Origin of the sequence: Alkalimonas sp., assembly GCF_020831925.1 — a bacterium.
In the GTDB taxonomy this organism is placed as follows: Bacteria; Pseudomonadota; Gammaproteobacteria; order Enterobacterales; family Alteromonadaceae; genus Alkalimonas.
On record NZ_JAFIFQ010000013.1, the window covers coordinates 48,611 to 63,444 of the forward strand.

The window sequence follows — 14,834 nt, forward strand, 5'->3', positions numbered from 1 at the left end:
CAGCCGCGGCTTTAGTCGCCAAACTGCGGCTGGCTTTTCACAGCAGGAGTGCCGGTAAAAAAGTGTACCTGATTGCGACCACCTTGCTTGGCACGATACATTGCTTTGTCCGCATCAGCCAGTAGTTGCTTTAATTCATAGCCGGAGGTATCACTGGAAGTGACCCCAAAACTGGCGGTCAGCAAAAATTCATGACCACAGCGCTTGGTATCAATATCCTCTATCGAGTCACGGCAGATTTCTGCCAGCATCAGGGCTTTGTCGGCATGGCAACCGGGCAAAACAATAGCAAACTCCTCGCCACCAAGGCGGCCGAAAATATCATCCAAACGCATAAAGTTACGACAGCTTTGCACCACTTGTTGCAGCACCCAGTCGCCGGTAGCATGGCCAAATTTGTCGTTGATTTGCTTGAAGTGATCCAGGTCAAACAAAATTACCCCGACGGTCATGCCCTGCTTTTTACAGTGCAACAATGACTTTTCCGCCAGTTTGTTAAAGTGGTAGCGATTGCTAATGCCGGTTAGCTCGTCGTTTTCGGCCATAAATTTAAAACGATGGCGGCCTATCAGGCCTTGATAAGCTAAAAAACCAAGCGCAAGCAGCATCAGTACAAAGAGGCCAAGCAGTAAACGGGCATTTTGGGCTTCTTTACTGAGTACTTGCTGCTGTAAATATAAAAGGCTATTTTCCATATTCAAGAGTTCTATCTGTTGAGTTTTGGCCTCCATCACTGCTTTCGACTCATAGAAGCCCCGTATCCGTTCTGATTGAAGATCACGATATTGCAATTTACTCTGATGCAATAATTTGTGATAGTGCAATGCAGATTTAAAATCACCTTTTTGTTCATATACTTGATATAGGGTTTTACTGGCAATCACATGCGTTTCAAAATACTGATGATTATCAGGATTAGCAGTGACTATCAGAGCTGCTTCCTCCGCAGAAGCAAAATCATCCATCAACAAATACACCTGGGCCTTTAATGCTTGATAGAAAACACGCAAAGGCTCGTAACTCAGTTGTTGTGCAGCCTGATAATGCTCATCCACCATTCGAGCCGCACCCTGTAACTCCTCAATATCCAATAAATATCGGATATAAAAATAGTGTACCAGGCTCTCGAAAACCGGAGCGCCTGCCTGCTGGCAGCTGGCAACTGCAGTGGAATAAATCTCATCCATATTTTCTGCGTGCTGCAACCGATAATAGGACTCTATCATCAGTTGCTTAGCAGCACATGCGTCACGATCATTGCTACTCTGTTGTTGCGCCAGCGTAGAGTAATACAGTGCTTCCTCATACAAACCAGTCTGATTGTATAACAAAGAGAGAACCTGTAACGCTTGCAGGCGAGCTATCGTATCTTCAACCCCTGGTACTTGCTGAGTAATCTCATTTGCCAAGACAAAAGCTTCGGCAAATCGTCCCTTGATTGTAAAAATATTTAGTAGCGTAGACTGAGCTCGCAAAAGCAGCACTGTATTCACAGGCTCCAGGGTGATAGATTGAAGAATATGAATAGATTGCTCAAAATTGCCAAGGAAAACTTGCTCATACCCGTCCAGGTATTTCAGATAAATTTTTTGTTCGGCAGTTAGTTGATTTGACTTTAACTCAATAGCTCGCAGATGGCGTTGAAACTCTGCAAAGTCAGTACTTTTAATGCTATCTGCATGCTCTAGTTTCTCTGTAAGGTTTTCGGTTGCAGTGATCGCAAAAGGCAGTATGCCTACCATCAACGCTGCAAAAAAGTAGTTCTTAAACATTTAACCCACATATCGAAGTTGAGCACCAGCACCATTTAGCTGAACACTATTTGACTGCTTTTCCTCTTCTTTTTCCTCTTCATCATCTTCTTTTTTCTTGTCTTCCTTATCAGGATCTTCTGCAGGATGAATCCCACAAATCAGCTGAGCCCGCACGTTCAGAATCTGGTTTAGCAGTTCAACATTGCCTGCACGCAATGCTTGTATAATCTCTGAAGACTGCTCCTTTACAAGCTCATGTTCAATAGCCAGTTTATCGTTTTCAAAACAGGTGGCTTGCCCCATTTTTTCCAAAATACTTATAACATTTGTCATGCAATTCTCTCTTGTTATTCGCTTTTATTCTGAGAAGACTTATAACCCAGATAGACGTTATCTGAGCTTTTTTTCCAAAAAAGTTAATACCTTGTCATCATTAAGTTTATCTGTTGAAATAACACCATGCAGGTGGTGCTCTACAAGATAACACTCTATCTTTATTTTTCCCATAATAGCAATAGTCTAATGCCATAATGAACTGGTACCTCAAACTACTCAGTAAGTGAGTCTTTAAACACTGGAATATTCATGTATTCGACAGTTCTTTAAATCCGCCTTTAGACCAGCCATGCGAGCCACTTTTAGCGCTGCTTGGTTCTCTTCCGCTATATCAACCCATACTCTTTTCATCCCCATACTATGGATAAGATGCGTCAAACAGGCTTTAGTCATCTCCACAGCATAGCCTTTACCTTGCCCTTCCCGAGTGAGCATAAGACCATACTCTGCACTGGGCTCTTGCCAGTTAAGTGAACTAATCCCAGTAATACCGAGCGGCAAAAAATCTTGTTTTCGCTCTACCGCCAGAAATAACCGTTGCAGCGGGCGCTTTTCAATACAACGTAAAGCATAAAAAAAGCTCTGATCTGCAGCAGCTTCCGTTAGCGGCTTCATAATGTAACGCATCATGGTTTCGCTGCTGTACAAGCTTCGGTATAGCGCTTGATCAGCTTCGGATAGCAACCGGCATCGTAAGCGAGTGGTTTCAAAACAGAACTCATTAGCCTCTCTATAGGTTGTCTGTGCAGACGAAACAGGTCGCATTTATTCCTGCTCCGACAAAAGTTTTAATTTAGCCAAAACGGCATCATTGGGTTCCATTTTACGGCAAGGAGGAATAACCAGGGTCGCTTTTAAATCCATTGAAGCTTCAGGCAGTGCATGCAAGGCTAAGCGCTCTATTCTGGGAGTTTGGATAGGCAAACAGACAGCCTCATACAGAATTACCTCATGCTCAGCTGGATAATACTCGGTCAATAACGAGACCAGCAGTTCTCGGTAAGCTGGCCCGGTGGTAAATTTTGCCAAAGAGCGATCCCCGGCAACACCCACCTGCCACAGGATCAGATAGGCAGAAGGATCAATGATCCGCTTATAAAACATCAACTGGCTGGCTTCGTAATGCTGGCAGCCATAAGTTCCAGGATCGATGCCCAGATCGGCAATTAAACAATCTTCAGCCGAAATTCCAGGCTCCATATGAGCGCCATAACCTTCCTCACGCGCTGTAGCAATAGCATTGTGCGGCACCCAGGCAAAAACGCCTGGATGGCCATAAAAAGCTCCAACGACCTTCTTACCTGCCCGTACTTGCTCCAGCATGGTTGCCACCATCTGCCGGTAGGTGATCATACGGGATTGCCCTTCACAATAAAAAGGCTGCAGGCTGCGCACATCGGCATTCATGCCTTCAATCCACTGCTCGGTAATACCATCGGCTACCAGCACAAAGACCACATCGGCCTGCTCAATATAACTGCGGCTTCGTGGGCTGATATGCGCCCCAAGTGTCATGCCGGTTCCAACGCAAACCAGACTGCCTTGCTTCATTCCTGCTCGCCCTTGAAATTTTTGCTTAGCATACAGAAATTTGAAATTGGATCCAGCCAGCTGCCAAACTTTGCCTTTTAATGCCATACTTAGCCGTGAGCTTTAAAAGAAGGTCGCGTGCTGTAATGTGTGATCCAAAGTTGTTGTCACTGCTGCTTGCTGCGCTGTGCTTGCCCTCACTGGCCGAGCAGCCAGTCGATCAAGCCACTTTACTGGTTGCTCTGGGAGCCGATAAACCACCTTTTGTACTATCCGATTCGGAAACAATTTCTGGACTGGAAGTCGATATCTTCCGAGAAGCCATGGCAGGTTCAGGCTATCAGATCGAGTTTGTTGCCTTGCCCTTTCATCAACTAAACCGTGCTTTGTTGCTTTTCGCTGATCTGGATATTGCCGCCGGCGTTGGCACCGAGTTTTTCGACAAATTACATTATGTGGATAAGTTCAGTTATTACGAAAATGTCGCTGTCAGTAGAGCCTCATCCGGCATCCAACTGGAGTCCATCCGGGATTTACAACAGTACTCGGTGGTTTCCTGGCAAGGAGCCAGCCAACCAGCAACACCGCTCGGGCCGGTTTTTCATCACCTCTATGGGGCCGCAGAGCGCCAACCTCACCGAGGCTATCAGGAGCTAAGTCAATACAGCCAGAACGCTATGTTTTGGCTGGGACGAACAGATGTGATTGTGGTAGACCGGGCTATCTTCAGTTGGTACCGCCGCTTACTTGCCGACAGCAAAGATACCTCAGTGGAAGTCAATATCCACCCTTTGTTCCCTGAGCGGCAATACACCAAGGTCGCTTTTCGTGATGCTGGGCTAGCCGATGTTTTTGCTGCAGGCTTGGAGCAACTCAAAGCATCAGGCCGATACCAGCAGCTGTACCAGCAGTATCTGGATTAATGGGCTTTTCGTTTGGGCCGCTTCGTTTGCTGGCCTTTCTTAGCTGCAGGATCCAGGCCGGTGTGTCGGGTTAGCGCCTGCTGGCCAGGTTTTGGCTTGGCCGGGCGTCTGGCTAAAGGCCGGTCTTCCGGTGGTACCAGGCAGTCTTTGCCGCGGCCAATCAGGTGCTCCATTTTGTGTGCAATCAGCGCTTCACGAATTTGCCCCCAACCAGCTGGATCGTGGTAGCGAAGCAACGCTTTGTGCAGCCGTCGGTTGCGCTCGCCTTTAGGCACCGGCACATCCTCAGTGGTGTGTTTGTGGATGTTTTTCAGCGAGTTTAAGCCAGTGTGGTAAATGGTAGTTGCATTGGCCATTGGGCTGGGGTAAAAGTTCTGTACCTGATCCAGCTTAAAACCGCGCTGCTTTAACCAAAGCGCCAGATTGATCATATCCAGATCGGTGGTGCCCGGATGCGCCGAAATAAAATAGGGGATCAGGTACTGCTCTTTACCGGCTTCTTTGCTGTATTGCTCGAACATGGCTTTAAACTTATCGTAAGCGCCCATGCCCGGCTTCATCATTTTCGACAAAGGCCCTTCTTCGGTGTGCTCTGGCGCAATCTTCAGATAGCCACCGACATGATGCTGCACCAGCTCTTTGACGTAATTCGGGTCTTCCACCGCTAAATCGTAACGCACACCGGAAGCGACCAGCACTTTTTTAATGCCTGGCAAGGAGCGCGCTTCGCGATACAGCTCCACCGTTGGGCTTTGATCGGTATCCATGTGTTCGCAAATGCTGGGGTAAACGCAAGAAGGCCGGCGGCAGGTTTGCTCCGCACGCGGATTTTTGCAGCGTAGCCGGTACATATTGGCAGTTGGGCCACCCAGATCGGAAATCACACCGGTAAAGCCAGGTACCTTGTCACGAATTTGTTCAACTTCACGCAAAATGGATTCTTTCGAGCGACTTTGAATCACCCGCCCTTCGTGCTCGGTGATGGAGCAAAAGCTACAACCACCAAAACAGCCGCGCATAATATTGACCGAGGTTTTGATCATCTCATAGGCCGGGATTTTGGCCTTGCCATAGCTCGGATGCGGTACCCGCTGATACGGCAAACCAAACACCAGGTCCATCTCTTCGGTGCTTAGCGGAAAGGCCGGCGGATTCACCCAGAGGTGGCGATCGCCATGGCGCTGCATTATGGCGCGGGCACAGCCTGGGTTGGTTTCCTGATGCAAAATACGCGACGCATGAGCATAAAGCGGCTTATTGACCGAGACCTGTTCAAAAGCAGGCAGTTTGACGTAAGTAAGCTCCCAGGGCTTTTGCTTGGCGGGCTGCACCACCACGGCTTTGGCCTCCACCGGTTGCGGCTTGGTTAAGTCAATGCCGGCTTTGGCAAATTCGGAGTAACTGCTGCAACCGACATCATCCGCGCCATAGGGGTTGGCAATGGGATCAATCTTGCCGATTTTATCCAGCGCAGTCGAATCGACGCCACGCCAGCCAGGCAGCGGCTCTTTACGAATGACCGCGGTACCGCGTACATCCTGAATACTGCTCACTGGCTCGCCGGCAGCAATGCGGCTGGCTACTTCAATCAGTGGCCGTTCGGCATTGCCGTAGATCAGCAAGTCGGCTTTAGCATCAAACAATACCGAGCGACGCACTTTTTCCGACCAATAGTCATAATGCGCAATACGGCGCAGACTAGCTTCAATGCCCCCAATGATCACCGGTACTTCTTTGTAGGCTTCTTTGCAACGCTGCGAGTACACCAATACAGCTCTGTCCGGGCGCTTACCTCCAATATCCCCTGGCGTATAGGCATCATCGTGCCGCAGTTTTTTATCGGCGGTATAACGGTTGATCATCGAGTCCATATTGCCGGCTGATACGCCAAAAAACAGATTGGGTTTGCCAAGGCGCATAAAATCGTCTTTGCTGTGCCAGTCTGGCTGGGCAATAATCCCTACCCGAAAGCCTTGCTGCTCCAGCATCCGCCCCACTACCGCCATGCCAAAACTGGGATGATCGACATAAGCATCGCCCACCACCAGAATAATATCGCAGCTGTCCCAGCCTAGTTGTGTCATCTCTTGGCGCGACATTGGCAAAAAAGGCGCTGTGCCATAACACTCCGCCCAGTATTTTGGGTAGGAAAACAAATCACGCTCTGGTGCCATGCGGGCGACCTGAGTGCGGGGACGAAGTGAAGGTGCTGACTGCGACATGAAAACGGCCTGGTGAATAACAGGCCGTTAGTATAGCGGTTTTATGGCAGAACTTACAGACTCAGCCTGTTAACTCTGCGGTGCTTTCTGGGCGGTAATACCGTAACTTTAACTCCTCCAGCACACTGTAGGCGGCAGGGACCAGCAACAAGGTCAGCACTGTGGCGACGGTCATACCGAAAATAACGGTAATCGCCAAAGAGGCATTGCCATTGCTACCTGGCCCGGCGTCAAACGCTGCCGGAATCATCGCAAGAATTAAGGTCAGGGACGTCATCAGCACAGGCCGTAAACGGACCGGGCAAGCGGCTCTCAGTGCCTCATTGATGCTCATGCTATGCTTCTCGCGGTACTGATTGGTCAGATCTATCAGCAAAATTGAGTTTTTGGTGACCACGCCAATTAGCAATACCATGCCGATCATCGAATAAATATTCAGCGAGTAGCCGGTTAAACCCAACCCCAGGAAAGCCCCCATTACAGCCAGTGGCATGGCGGTCATAATAATCACTGGCTGCAAATACGAGTTAAACTGGCTGGCCAACACCATATACACCAGGATGATGGCAATCAGAAACACAAACAGCATAGCCTGCACTGTGCGGCCAAGCTCTTCCGCCTGCCCGGTCAATGCGATGCTGTAGCCATTTGGCAAAGTGGTTGCTGCCGTGCTGTAAAGTTGCTCAATCGCATCCGACAGTGGCATATCAGGCGCAATGTAAAAAGGCACGGCATACTGCAGGTTGTAACGGCTGATCACGGCAGGAGCGTGACTTTGCTCAAAATGAGCCACCGCATCCAGTCGGATCCGCTGCCCTTCGCTGTTGCGAAGCCAGATACGGCTTAAATCAGCTGGTGTGGTGAATTGATCGTCACGGCCTTTTAAGCGAATGCGAAAGCGCTCTCCACCGCCAAAATCATCATCAAAGCGGGCAACATCGGCGCCACCGATAAAGATATTCACAGCCTGAACCACGTCCGAGGTCCGCAGCCCCATAAAATGAGCCCGCTCCCGATCCACCCGCAATTGCAGTTGCGGTTGATTTTGACGCAGATCCATATCAATCCGCCCAAGACCTCTTTGTTGCAATGCCACCAGCAGGCGCTCGGACTCAACCGCTAATTGCTCCTGGTTGGTTGAACGTACATTGAATTGCAAGGCCTCACCACGCTGACCACCAAACAGTCCCTGCGACGAGGTAAAGATCCGCACCCCGGTTACCTCAGCAAAAGCCCGGTCCAGCCGCTGCATCACTTGTTGCTGACTATCACTGCGCTGTTGCCAGGGCACCAACCGCACAAAGGCAGCTGCTTCATTCACACCGGCACTTCCGGTACCAATAGAAACAAAGTAGTTATCTACCAGTGTTTCCTGCGTCAGTATGGCTTCCATTTCCGCAACTTTATCATCCATGTAATGAATGGATACACCTAATGGCGCACGCATGGTCACTACAAACTGGCCTTCATCTTCTTCCGGTGCAAACTCTGCCGGCAGTTGAGTGCCAAGCCACAAGCTGGCCAGTATGGCCAGGCCAGATACGGCAATCACTTTGGTTCGGTGAGCCAGGCCCCACACCAGAATGCCTTGATAGTGGTTGTCCAGCCACTTAAAAGCAGCTTCTAAGCGATGGTAAGTTTTGCCATGCACTTTTGGAACCGACAAAAAGCGCGAGCACAACATCGGTATTAAGCTCAGGGCAATGAAGGTGGATACAGCCACTCCAAAGACCACCACCACGGCAAAGGATTCAAAGAAGCGCCCTATAATGCCTTCCATGAAAATGACCGAGCCGAAAATAGCAATAAGCGACAAGGAAGAAGCAATCACCGCGGTAAAGACTTCATTCGCACCGATACCAGCCGCAGCAACCGCATCGGTTTCTCCTTGCTCCCGATGGCGCCAGATATTTTCCAGCACCACAATGGCATCATCCACCACCAGACCTATCAATAATAAGATGGCCAGCATCGTCATGGAGTTTAGGGTGTACCCTGCAAAATACATTACGGCCGTGACTGCCAGCAACGAGACCGGGATGGCAACTATGATGATCAGTGTCGAGCGCAGGTTTTTCAGAAACAACCACATCACCAGGCCTGCCAGCACCACAGCCAACAGCAAGGTTCTTTCCAGATTGTCGATCATGCTTTTAATGAAGGTAGATTGATCAGAGGTCACCGCCAGTTCAATCCCAGCTGGCAGCGATGGTCTGATTTCTTCCGCCAATCGCCGCTCAATTTCCTGCACCACCTCAAGGGTATTGGCGCCTGCTACTTTAATCACCCCAAGTCCGACACTCTCCTGGCCATTGAAACGAGCCAGCCGACGATAATCCGTTAAACCATCGACCACAGTACTGATATCCTGCAACCGCACCAACCGCTCACCACTGCGGCGGATAATCAGGTCATTCAGCGCATCGACGTTGTGGTATTCCAGATCCAACCGCAGCATCCGCTCCTGTCGTCCCCCCACCAGAAAGCCACCACTGGCTAACACATGCTCGTTGTCTATCGCCGAGCGAACATCGGCAACGGTCAAGCCTTCACGGCTCATGGCATCGGCATCCAACTCAACCCGGATCCGGCGGTTACGACTGCCACCCAGGCGAATTTCACCAACACCATTAATTTGTTCCAGCTGAGGTCGTAAGGTTGTTCGGGCATACTCCGTTAATTGTTGAATGGTACGATCGCCTTTGACGATCAGCCACAAAACAGGTTGCGAGTCCGCCTCCACCTTCTTAATGACTGGCGCGTCGGCATCATTGGGCAAACTGCCAACCACTTCACTGACGCGGGTTTGTACCTCTGAAAAAGCAACATCAATGTCCTGGCCCATCATAAAGGTAATATTAACGGTAGAAGCACCAGGAGCAGAGACTGAACTAATGTTATCGATGCCAGGAACCGTATTGACAGCCCGCTCGATAAATTGCGTGACATTAGCATCAACCGTATCCGGATCGGCTCCGGATAAAGAGGTACTAACCGAGATCACCGGGAAATCAACATTTGGCACCCGATCATTGCCAATATCCTGATAAGCAATCAGGCCAAATAGCACCAGCACAGCGCTCATCATCACCGCCATAACATGGCGGCGAATAAAAAACTGCGGTAAGGACATCTTAACGTCCTCCCTGAGCACGCACCTCGGCACCATGCGTCAGATAAGCGCTGCCATCCACTACAACACGCTCACCGGCACTGACACCAGACAACACTTCCACCCGCTCGGCTGTTCGCTGACCAAGTTCAACACGGCGCTCCTCGACCTTACCGTAATGATCACTGCCCGGTAAAACATACACTACTGTGCGTCCGGGTCTGTCAACAATACTCTCTGCGGGTACCTGCAGTGCATTAGAACGCTGCGCGACTTCAACAAGACCTTCCAGCATGGTGCCAGAAGGCCAGGATGATGGCGGGATAAACTCGACCACAGCCGTTACCCCCATGCCATCCTCAACCGACGGACGCAAACGGGTAAGCTTACCGTCTATCCAATAATCATCGCTACCTAAACGACGTAACTTAACCCGCATACCGGTTTCCAGCCGACTGCCAACCCGCTCAGGAAATGGCAAGGACACGCGGGCACTGCTTTGTGGGATCATACGAAAAGCCCGATCTCCGGCGCTGACAAAATCGCCTTCAGAAATATGCCGCTCATCAATGCGTCCGGCAATTGGTGCCTGAATACGGGTATGAGCGACCTGGCGCTGCGCCGCTTCACGTCGGCTTTGGGCCGCCTTTAGCTCCTGACGTGCGGTATACAAATCTGCCCGAGCCGACTCCAGGTCCATCTGACTGACGTACTGGCCGCCACCGACCATTTCAAGCCGGTTAAGATCGCGCGCTAACTGTTCTGCCCGCGTTTTCAGAGCAGACTCATCCGCCTGCGCAGCCGCTAACGCCAGGGTATAGGAACTGTCATCCAACCGGGCAAGGATAGCACCCTCTTCAACTTCATCGCCGATATCGTGCAGCACTTCAATCACCCGGCCATCCACCTCAGGCGAAACTTGTGGGCTGGAAAAAGCCTCACTACGCGCCATAGAGCGCTCAGTTTCCACCACCGTGGTGATGTGAACGGATTGCACCCGCACCGGCGTCCCCTGCTGAGCTTCAGCTTCATCGCTATTAATTGGGGAGCAAGCGATAGAGGATAAGCCTAGAAAAACGACTGAAGAGATCAAAAAAACCCGATGACAACTTGCCTGCATGCATACGACTCCCTAACAACTCAGCACATAATATTATGCCAATGAAGCTGAGTCCTAGCTGAATTCATTGAAGATACTACCCGAGAAAGCGCTGTACTGCCACGAAAACGCTTTCACAATTCATTTGATGCGTGCCATCCGTGCTGCAAACTTGAATTATGCTGTATAAAAAGTATACTAAAGGTTCACTCTAAATCGTCGCAGGAGGTTTATCATGGCAACGGTGGAAAGTACCAATCCGGCCGCATTTGAAGCCAGCCAATTACTTGGTAACGCCCGCCCTGAGCGCTCAGTTGTGGCAGAGCAACCAGCGAATCAAACCGCGCTCCAAGCGAACAATGGCGACAATACAGCCAGCGATGTTTCCTCGGTAGATATCAGTCAGGAAGCACGAGCTGCCTTTGAACAGGACAACGCTGACTTTCAGCAAGCTCTGCAGGATCTCCGTAGCCAGAATGCACAACAGCCAGCCCAACTTGTGGCCAACCTGTTTGACGGCGCCGCTGGCAGCGGCAATCAATCCCTGACCGACGCCCTGGCGCAATTAAACAACTTGGCTGAACGGTTAAACGACAACCGGCAAGCTGCTTTGGCCGATACGGTTGACCTTCAGCAAAACGCCGAAACAACACCTGCTGAAGAAAGCGAGCCAGCGGTAGAGACCACTGTCACAGCCACTGAAACGGAAGCCACCAACACCGATACTGAAACGCAGGAGTTCAGTCAGCGTAATGCGCTGGAAGAAACCGGCCTGACTCAATCGTAACGCTTTTGTATTTGCTCCAGCTGCTGGAGAAACTCATCCAGCAGCTTTTCACTGTCGGCATTGCTGTGCCAGGTATTGTGAAAACCTAAAGTGAGCTGCACCCGGCTGTTGTCAAAAAATAATTCGTAGCCATCAAAGCCAGCGGACACCTCCACCCCATCCAGCAAGTAGCCTTGCCCCCACTCAGTCTTGGTAGCAGCACCATGTTTTTCAATTTTGCTGTAAACATCCATTAAAAACTTGCTGGTTATTTTGTGTTCCATCGGCAACTCCTGGCAAAGGTATCTTTGTTTGTCAATGATACGGGTTAGTTGTTCAACCAGTTTCCCTGAATTTGAACCTGAGGGCCGTTCTGGGTATAGTGCCTGCGGACCCTTAAACTCAATGGAAAAAGCCATGACAAAAAAAATAACCAAGCCTCTGCTGCTTTCTGCCGCGGCCCTTGCCGTATCTTTTGCTACTCAGGCCAACATTGTTGCGCCAGCTCCGCTGGTTTCCATTCCCACGCACGATGCTTTTTTTGATCACCTGCGCGCCCACTGCGGTAAAGCCTATGAAGGCAAAGTAACGGTGAATAACCCGCCAGCCTCTGGTTTTGAAGGCCGCCTGGTGATGCATGTCCGGGTTTGTGAAGATCATCAATTGCAGATCCCTTTTCATGTTGGTGACAACCACTCCCGCACCTGGATCCTAACCAAAACAGGTTCTGGCATCAGTCTGAAACATGATCACCGCTTAGAAGATGGTAGCAATGATCCCATGACCATGTACGGTGGCCATACCGTCGATGCTGGCTTTGATCGGGTACAGTCCTTCCCGGTTGATCAATACTCGATTGAAGAGTTCGTCAAAGACGGCATTCCAGCCTCCAACACCAACATCTGGCAAATGTACATTTACCCGGAGCAATTTACCTACCGCCTGATCCGTGAAGGCCGTGAATTCCGGGTCGATTTTGATTTGACCAAACCGGTGGATCTGCCACCAACCCCATGGGGCTACCAGTAAACAGAACCCCCACAGCCAGCAACTCAATCCGAGTTGTTGGCGCCCCTACCCTGTTCAGGTTAGTATAGCTTTGCACTAAACCCATTATAATTACAACGAACTTCACTGGAGTCCATTTATGAAACCTTTGCATTGGTTTTCAGGAACCCTGGCAGCCGGCTGCTGCCTTGCATTGACTGGCTGTGGCCAACCAGCGCCACAATCAGAGGTCGCAGTAACCGCTGACGACACCCCATGGTATCAACAAGATACTGAGATGAATCCACGCCTGGCTGAGTACATCAAAACCCTGGCTTCAAACGAGTTCCAGGGGCGGGCCCCGGCAACAGCTGGCGAAACCAAGACCGTCACCTATCTGGAAGATCATTTTCGCCGTATTGGTTTAAAGCCGATTGATGGTGACAGTTACAAACAACCGGTATCTTTGGTGCAAATTGATCCGGTGCAGGTCAGCGGTATGAGCCTGGCCGGTGCGCTCGAAACCACCCTGGCGTACCGTGATGAAGTGATGGCCTGGACCACCCGGGTGGTGGATGGCGTCGAACTCAAAGACAGCGAGATGGTGTTTGTCGGCTACGGCATTGTGGCGCCAGAATACGACTGGAACGACTACGAAGGGCTTGATGTGACCGGCAAAACCGTAGTGATGTTTGTCAATGACCCGGGCTACGCAACTCAGAACCCGGAGCTGTTTAACGGCAATGCCATGACCTATTATGGCCGCTGGACCTACAAATTCGAAGAGGCGGCCCGTCAGGGCGCGGCTGCCGCCCTGATTATCCATGAAACCGAGCCTGCCAGTTACGGCTGGGGCGTGGTGGCACATGGTTCACCGATCAAATTTGATTTGATTAGCGACAATAAAAACATGGACCGCTCCAAAATCGAAGGCTGGATCACCGCGGAAACTGCAGCGCGTTTATTTGCCGCCATCGATACCGATATTGAAACCTTACGGGCTCAGGCTCTATCTGGTGAGTTTACGCCGGTGCCGCTGAATACCAATGCTTCCATTTCGGTAAAAAATAACTTCCGGGAGCTGACCTCCAGCAACGTGGTTGGCTACATAGAAGGCAGCACCTACCCGGATGAAACCATTGTGTATATGGCGCACTGGGATCACCTGGGCATGGATTTCTCCAACCCAAGTAACCCGGTGTTTAATGGTGCACAGGATAATGCCAGCGGTACCGGCGCCGTGATGGCTTTAGCTGAATACTTTATGCAGCAGCCACAGCCTGAACGCAGCATTGCATTTGTGCTGGTAACAGCAGAAGAGCGCGGCTTATTGGGTTCTGCCTGGTATGCCGAGCACCCGGTGTTCCCACTGGAAACCACAGTGGCCGCCATTAATATGGATGTGATGAATGTCTATGGCCCGATGAAAGACATGGTGATTGTGGGTTTGGGCAATACCGATCTGGAAGAAATTCTGGTGAAGTACACCGAGCAACAAGGCCGTTATGCCGTGCCTGAACCAAACCCGGAAGCTGGTATTGCCTATCGCTCGGATCATTTCAGCCTGTCGAAAAAAGGCGTGCCAATTTTGTACGCCAAAGGCGGCAATGATCACTACCAACATGGCGCGGAATGGGGGGCAGCACAGCGCGCCGAATACAACCGTTGCTGCTACCACAAAGTGCAGGATGAGTGGAGCGATGACTTTGACCTGCGCGGCGCGCAGCAGGACATGTTCCTGTACTTCCGTGTAGGCAATGAGCTGGCCAACAGCCGGCAGTGGCCAAACTGGTATCAAGGCAATGAGTTCCGTGCCATCCGCGATGCCAGTGCTGGCTCGCGTAACTAACGAAAACGAACGAAACCAGGGTAGCTTCGGCTGCCCTTTTTTATACCCGCCAAAGCCTTTTTATCTGCGCTGAACCACAAGCAGGCACAAAAAAAGCACCCGAAGGTGCTTTTTTAAAGACGGTTGGCAACTTACGCAGCCAGACCTTCTTTTGCTTTGTTGACCAAAGCGGTGAATGCCGCCTTGTCGTACACAGCGATATCCGCCAGGATCTTACGGTCGATTTCCACTGAGGCTTTTTTCAGGCCTGCAATGA

The 14,834-nt window shown here is 50.6% G+C and carries 13 protein-coding genes; 4 read left to right on the plus strand and 9 right to left on the minus strand.

Translation table 11 applies throughout. From position 1 onward, the window contains the following. Positions 1–11 precede the first annotated feature (11 nt). The 4 genes from JJU14_RS06170 to JJU14_RS06185 form a co-directional block, all read right to left on the minus strand. Positions 12–1,331, minus strand: a complete 1,320-nt coding sequence (locus JJU14_RS06170) for a GGDEF domain-containing protein (protein ID WP_228611719.1) — start codon at positions 1,329–1,331, stop codon at positions 12–14. 441 nt (positions 1,332–1,772) lie between these two features. Next, entirely contained in the window at positions 1,773–2,087 is a 315-nt protein-coding gene (locus JJU14_RS06175; RefSeq protein ID WP_228611720.1) for a hypothetical protein, read from the minus strand. Between the two features lie 234 nt (positions 2,088–2,321). Beyond that, entirely contained in the window at positions 2,322–2,855 is a 534-nt protein-coding gene (locus tag JJU14_RS06180) for a GNAT family N-acetyltransferase (RefSeq protein WP_228611721.1), read from the minus strand. Further along, complete coding sequence (locus tag JJU14_RS06185; protein WP_228611722.1) at positions 2,856–3,641, minus strand: SAM-dependent methyltransferase; 786 nt, start codon at positions 3,639–3,641, stop codon at positions 2,856–2,858. Positions 3,642–3,766: 125 nt separating this feature from the next. On the opposite strand from JJU14_RS06185, the gene JJU14_RS06190 reads away from it, so the two are divergent. Beyond that, positions 3,767–4,543, plus strand: a complete 777-nt coding sequence (locus JJU14_RS06190; protein WP_228611723.1) for a transporter substrate-binding domain-containing protein — start codon at positions 3,767–3,769, stop codon at positions 4,541–4,543. Here JJU14_RS06190 and JJU14_RS06195 read toward each other — a convergent pair. The 3 genes from JJU14_RS06195 to JJU14_RS06205 form a co-directional block, all read right to left on the minus strand. Beyond that, entirely contained in the window at positions 4,540–6,717 is a 2,178-nt protein-coding gene (locus JJU14_RS06195) for a YgiQ family radical SAM protein (RefSeq protein ID WP_228611732.1), read from the minus strand. The two genes, JJU14_RS06190 and JJU14_RS06195, sit on opposite strands and share 4 nt — an antisense overlap. 109 nt (positions 6,718–6,826) lie before the next feature. After that, positions 6,827–9,898, minus strand: coding sequence for an efflux RND transporter permease subunit (locus JJU14_RS06200; protein ID WP_228611724.1), 3,072 nt, complete (start codon positions 9,896–9,898; stop codon positions 6,827–6,829). A gap of 1 nt (position 9,899) precedes the next feature. After that, complete coding sequence (locus JJU14_RS06205) at positions 9,900–10,880, minus strand: efflux RND transporter periplasmic adaptor subunit (protein ID WP_228611725.1); 981 nt, start codon at positions 10,878–10,880, stop codon at positions 9,900–9,902. Positions 10,881–11,211: 331 nt separating this feature from the next. Between JJU14_RS06205 and JJU14_RS06210 the strand changes: the two genes are divergently transcribed. Continuing rightward, a complete protein-coding gene (locus tag JJU14_RS06210) occupies positions 11,212–11,763 on the plus strand; it encodes a hypothetical protein (RefSeq protein WP_228611726.1) in 552 nt (183 codons plus the stop codon). On the opposite strand, the gene JJU14_RS06215 is transcribed toward JJU14_RS06210, so the two are convergent. Next, the gene (locus JJU14_RS06215; RefSeq protein WP_228611727.1) at positions 11,754–12,026 is read right to left on the minus strand and encodes a DUF3081 family protein; all 273 of its coding nucleotides are present in this window, start codon (positions 12,024–12,026) and stop codon (positions 11,754–11,756) included. The two genes, JJU14_RS06210 and JJU14_RS06215, sit on opposite strands and share 10 nt — an antisense overlap. Before the next feature lie 133 nt (positions 12,027–12,159). Here JJU14_RS06215 and JJU14_RS06220 point away from each other — a divergent pair, with 133 nt between their 5' ends. Further along, complete coding sequence (locus JJU14_RS06220; protein WP_228611728.1) at positions 12,160–12,771, plus strand: hypothetical protein; 612 nt, start codon at positions 12,160–12,162, stop codon at positions 12,769–12,771. A gap of 118 nt (positions 12,772–12,889) precedes the next feature. Continuing rightward, entirely contained in the window at positions 12,890–14,578 is a 1,689-nt protein-coding gene (locus JJU14_RS06225; RefSeq protein WP_228611729.1) for a M28 family metallopeptidase, read from the plus strand. 131 nt (positions 14,579–14,709) lie between these two features. On the opposite strand, the gene JJU14_RS06230 is transcribed toward JJU14_RS06225, so the two are convergent. Then, positions 14,710–14,834: bL20 family ribosomal protein (locus JJU14_RS06230; protein WP_228593151.1), on the minus strand; the 125-nt coding region annotated here is incomplete at its 5' end.

Excerpts from the sequence above, each read along its gene's own strand:
- JJU14_RS06220 (WP_228611728.1), top strand. The coding sequence starts at position 12,160 with ATGACAAAAAAAATAACCAAGCCTCTGCTGCTTTCTGCCGCGGCCCTT.
- JJU14_RS06210 (WP_228611726.1), top strand. The coding sequence starts at position 11,212 with ATGGCAACGGTGGAAAGTACCAATCCGGCCGCATTTGAAGCCAGCCAA.
- JJU14_RS06185 (WP_228611722.1), bottom strand. The coding sequence starts at position 3,641 with ATGAAGCAAGGCAGTCTGGTTTGCGTTGGAACCGGCATGACACTTGGG.
- JJU14_RS06215 (WP_228611727.1), bottom strand. The coding sequence starts at position 12,026 with ATGGAACACAAAATAACCAGCAAGTTTTTAATGGATGTTTACAGCAAA.
- JJU14_RS06225 (WP_228611729.1), top strand. The coding sequence starts at position 12,890 with ATGAAACCTTTGCATTGGTTTTCAGGAACCCTGGCAGCCGGCTGCTGC.
- JJU14_RS06190 (WP_228611723.1), top strand. The coding sequence starts at position 3,767 with ATGTGTGATCCAAAGTTGTTGTCACTGCTGCTTGCTGCGCTGTGCTTG.
- JJU14_RS06180 (WP_228611721.1), bottom strand. The coding sequence starts at position 2,855 with ATGCGACCTGTTTCGTCTGCACAGACAACCTATAGAGAGGCTAATGAG.
- JJU14_RS06200 (WP_228611724.1), bottom strand. The coding sequence starts at position 9,898 with ATGTCCTTACCGCAGTTTTTTATTCGCCGCCATGTTATGGCGGTGATG.
- JJU14_RS06195 (WP_228611732.1), bottom strand. The coding sequence starts at position 6,717 with ATGGCACCAGAGCGTGATTTGTTTTCCTACCCAAAATACTGGGCGGAG.
- JJU14_RS06175 (WP_228611720.1), bottom strand. The coding sequence starts at position 2,087 with ATGACAAATGTTATAAGTATTTTGGAAAAAATGGGGCAAGCCACCTGT.